We start from the raw sequence: 4383 nt of genomic DNA, 5'->3' as shown, positions 1-4383 counted from the left end.
TTAAGTGCTAACCCACGCAACTACTCATAGCCGAGACCGTTGTGCAAAATATGAAGCTGTATGAATCAAGATGTCCTGTCTCAATATTATAAAGGTGTACTTGGCAGATTAAACTCTGAAGTGCAACTTATTAATCGATTATTTAAACATAATGGATTAAAAGGAGATGGGAATGAATCGGCAATTAGAGACTTGATTGAAAAGTTTATTCCCAAAAAATATGGAGTTGGGTCAGGAATCGTAATAGATAGAAAAGGTAATCAAAGTAGACAATGTGATATAATAATATATGACAACTACAATTATCCTGAATTACTATCTATGTCTACTGCTAAATTCTATCCAGTGGATATTGTTTATGCAGTTATAGAGGTGAAAACAAGTCTTGATTCAGAAAAAAGCAAAATAGCCATACAGAACATTGATTCAGTTTTGCAATTGGACTATATTCAAGAAAGGTTCAGAGTGCTTCCAACAGAACCGATTGGAGAAATGAATAATGATACAATCCTATTTCAAGACGAACCTACGAGACCACCTCTTGGATTAGTTTTTTCATATGAAACTGAAACTAACAATTTGAGCACGTTCTTAAATTGGTTTAGTGCAGAAAATAATAAAGAGTTTAAAAATATACCAAGTCACGTTTGTGCTTTAGACCAAGGCTTATTGGCATTAAAATCTGGACTTAAAAAAGAATTACCATTAGTGTTCCCAATTGTTGAGGGAGATATATTTCAAACAACAGAGGACAACCCTATTGTTGAAATAAATGGAAAAAAATTCCACAGTTATAAGGACAGTTTATATCCATTTACAAAAGTTGGAGATGAAGATGTTTTAGTAGACCAAGGGAAAACATTGCTGAATTTCATCTTAATACTGACGAGAATGTTACAATTAAGATTTATTAATCCAAACCTAAACTTAATGGAACATTATTTGACAGATGATTTAAAAGTGAAATTTACGATTAATGACGGAAAATTAAATGTAATGAAATAATACTTTGCACAACAATGTATAACCGCAATTACGGCGGATTCGACTGCGCCCGAATCCACTCGGAATTGCTAACGCTAGTTCTTAACCGAAAATTATTAACTTTAAAACCGTAATTGACGGTTATACGAGACCGTTACCACACATTTGAGAATAAACATGGGTAAAAAAAGGAAATCTAAAAAAAGAAAAAAGCAATCCAATACATCACTTGCCAAAAAACGACAATCATTAAAAAAAGTTCAACTAAATAAAGAGCAAAATCAATCCAAGGATTTAACTTTTTTTCAAAAAATTTTGCGATATAAGAAATGGTTTCCTGTTGGTATTTTTTCATTTTTAATTCCGTTTTATATTTCATATTATCCTAAAAAATTAGATGTTAAACCTCAAGTAATAAGTATGCAAGACATTCTATCAACCACAATTGTTTTTACCAACGAAAATGCATACAAAATTAAAAACCTAAACATCAATTTAAAATCATCAATAGACGCAGATTTTGAACGTGGTATTACCTTGCAAGGAGGCCCTGTATCATTTGGACATTTCATAAAAGAAATTAATCCCAGTGATTCAAAACATATTAATACTGATAAAAGGTCTTTCATTGGTATTTATGAGGGTGCTATTTATAAAAAAATTAGAAAATTATCCATTGATGTTACTTATTCATTTGAAACTCCATTTTATTATCCAAATATTAAAAATGAAGTCGTGTCATTTAAAGGCTACTTAAAACCAAATGGAGAACTTGTTTATGTTTATAATTAATAATCTTAATAAAAAAACGTGTGGTAACAATGGCTATAATTCATTGCTTGTTTAGTTCTACTTACGAAAATCCTTTAGGATTTTCTACTTGTAGTTTACTTGCTGTGTTATCGCTTTACCACGCAACGAAACCATAGCCTAGACCGTTGCTTTCAATAGCGGCCGACGCTCACTCGGACACTTTAAAATTCCGAATCTCTAATTACCGATTAAAATTTATCACTCATTTGCGACCGACTCTCAGCAAAACGCTGAAAAAAAACTGCGTACGACAATCACTCGGAATCTTTAAAAAACAAAAAAACTCTACGCGAAAAAACTACTGTTGCGGAATTAAAAAACTCAAAATTTGCTTCCGACTTACTAAACGTTGCGGATATAATTAAACAGATACGCAATCTGTTTCTGCTCACTCTTGTGGGCCGCTACTAAAAACAACATTGGCTAAAAATCATTGCGACTGAATTTTCTTCCGAAAATTCATTTCTTTTTTTTAAATTCGTTTTACGGCGGAATAATCCTGCGGATTTTCCCGCAACGAATTTATAGCCGTTAACCGTTGTACACCATTTGAAACTAACATTATGAATGCCGAATTTATACAGTCCAAGAAAGTTCAATATGTTTGGATTTACTAAAGAAATTAAAGTTTTACGAGATGATTTTATACAGTCTCATACTGAATTAGACATTCCTTTTGAAAACGTGAATTTTTATACCTGCATTGATTTTAACCAAAATACTTGTATAAAATTAGGAACAGATGAAAATGAAATTTATGGAGCAATACGAATGTCAGATTACAATTTTAGAGGTGTTGACTACAAAATGGTAGAAAGAGTTTGCACAATAGAAAAACACAGAGGAAAAGGAATAATGAAATTACTTTATTCGCATTGTATAGAAAATGGATTTAATCTTTTGAGTGATAGCACTCACACAACATTTGGTTCCAAAGATTTTTGGATAAAAGCCAAAAGGTATTTTCCTGAAAAAAATATGTATATGGTTAACTTAGAATCCGAGTACAAAAGACTATATGATTCGCAAGAAGAATATAAAATTTGGGGGAAAGAACAAGATTATGATTTTGATTTATTAGAGAAAGAAGACAAGTTAGCTCTATTAGACTCTTTATACGATGGAAAACAATTGTCGGAACCTCAATGGAATTATTTTAAAACTAACATTGAGAATTTATCGGACAAAAACAATATAAGATTAACTATTGAATAAAAACGGTGTACAACAATGTATAACCGCAATTACGGCGGATTCGACTACGTCCGAATCCACTCGGAATTGCTAAAGTCAGTGTCAAACTGAAAATTAACGTATATTAACCCGTAACTGACGGTTATACGAGACCGTTGCCAGTAATTTGACCAACCAAAACGGAATGAAAAAAAATAAACGAAATGACTGCTGAAGCAAAGAACATAAGTCTTCGAGTTGAGATTAAGAACAAAGAACCTTTAGAACTCATTGAACTGACTAAATCATTAACTTCTCTTTCTAATCAATACAATTCCTATACCGAAAGTAATGGTTTTACTGAAAAAGAAAGACACGCAAAATTATACGTTAAAGAAATTAAATCTGGAAGTGTAATTTTAGACTTAATGGAATATGCTTCTATTGGTGTGATACCTTTTGCAGAAAATGTAAACACTATTGTTGGATTTACAGAATATTTCGGAAAAGCAGTCAAACACTTCATAAAAGGAGAAGGAAATAAACCCGAATTATCAATTCAAGATTGTAAAGACTTAAGCCAAATCGTAAATCCGATTGCAAAAGACAATGGCTCACAATTAAATATGAGCGTAAAAATAGATGGAGATTTTCATCAACACATACATTTAGACTCAAGAGATGCAAATGCTTTACAAAATATTTTAAAAACAGAAATAAAAGAAAAACTAGAACCAAAAACTGGAGATTTGATAGAAAATGCAATTATGGTATTTTATCAAACCAGGAATAAAATCGACGGAAAAAGTGGCAATAAAGTAATAATAGACGATGCTGTTGAAGGCAAAGCTTTAAATGTTGTTTTCGCTGACAAAAAACTAAAAAAACAAATATTAAAAGGAGATGACAATCCTAATAATTTTGCATTTCAAGTAGACGTAAAAATTAAAACATCAGACGGAAAGATTATAGCATATGAGGTTTTGAAATTGCACGACAAATTTCCTATTGATGAGACATAAAAAACTACTGGCAACAATGTATAACCGCAATTACGGCGGATTCGACTACGTCCGAATCCACTCGGAATTGCTAACGTCAGTGCTTAACCGAAAAACATTAACTTTAATCCCGTAACTGACGGTTATACCAAACCGTTGCTTTCAATAGCGGCCGACGCTCACTCGGACACTTTAAAATTCCGAATCTCTAATTACCGATTAAAATTTATCACTCATTTGCGACCGACTCTCAGCAAAACGCTGAAAAAAACTGCGTACGACAATCACTCGGAATCTTTAAAAAATTAAAAAACTTTACGCGAAAAAACTACTGTTGCGGAATTAAAAAACTCAAAATTTACTTCCGACTTACTAAACTTTATCCATAAAATTAAACAGATACGCAATCTGA

At 31.9% G+C, this 4383-nt stretch carries 4 protein-coding genes; all 4 read left to right on the top strand.

Annotation, left to right across the window (positions count from 1 at the left end; genetic code table 11):
* Window positions 1–60 precede the first annotated feature (60 nt).
* The 4 genes from FUA26_RS02540 (at window position 61) to FUA26_RS02525 (ending at window position 3992) form a co-directional block, all read left to right on the top strand.
* A complete protein-coding gene (locus FUA26_RS02540) occupies window positions 61–1005 on the top strand; it encodes a DUF6602 domain-containing protein (protein ID WP_147131142.1) in 945 nt (314 codons plus the stop codon).
* A gap of 294 nt (window positions 1006–1299) precedes the next feature.
* Window positions 1300–1776, top strand: coding sequence for a hypothetical protein (locus FUA26_RS02535; protein ID WP_147131139.1), 477 nt, complete (start codon window positions 1300–1302; stop codon window positions 1774–1776).
* A 621-nt stretch (window positions 1777–2397) separates the two neighbouring features.
* Window positions 2398–3012, top strand: a complete 615-nt coding sequence (locus FUA26_RS02530) for a GNAT family N-acetyltransferase (protein ID WP_186826840.1) — start codon at window positions 2398–2400, stop codon at window positions 3010–3012.
* Between the two features lie 182 nt (window positions 3013–3194).
* On the top strand, window positions 3195–3992 hold the full coding sequence (locus FUA26_RS02525) for a hypothetical protein (RefSeq protein WP_147131134.1): 798 nt from the start codon (window positions 3195–3197) through the stop codon (window positions 3990–3992).
* Window positions 3993–4383 lie beyond the last annotated feature (391 nt).

Source organism: Seonamhaeicola algicola (assembly GCF_007997385.1).
GTDB classification, from domain to species: domain Bacteria; phylum Bacteroidota; class Bacteroidia; order Flavobacteriales; family Flavobacteriaceae; genus Seonamhaeicola; species Seonamhaeicola algicola.
Note: the sequence above shows the minus strand (reverse complement) of the source record. Positions and strands in the feature narration are given on the sequence as shown.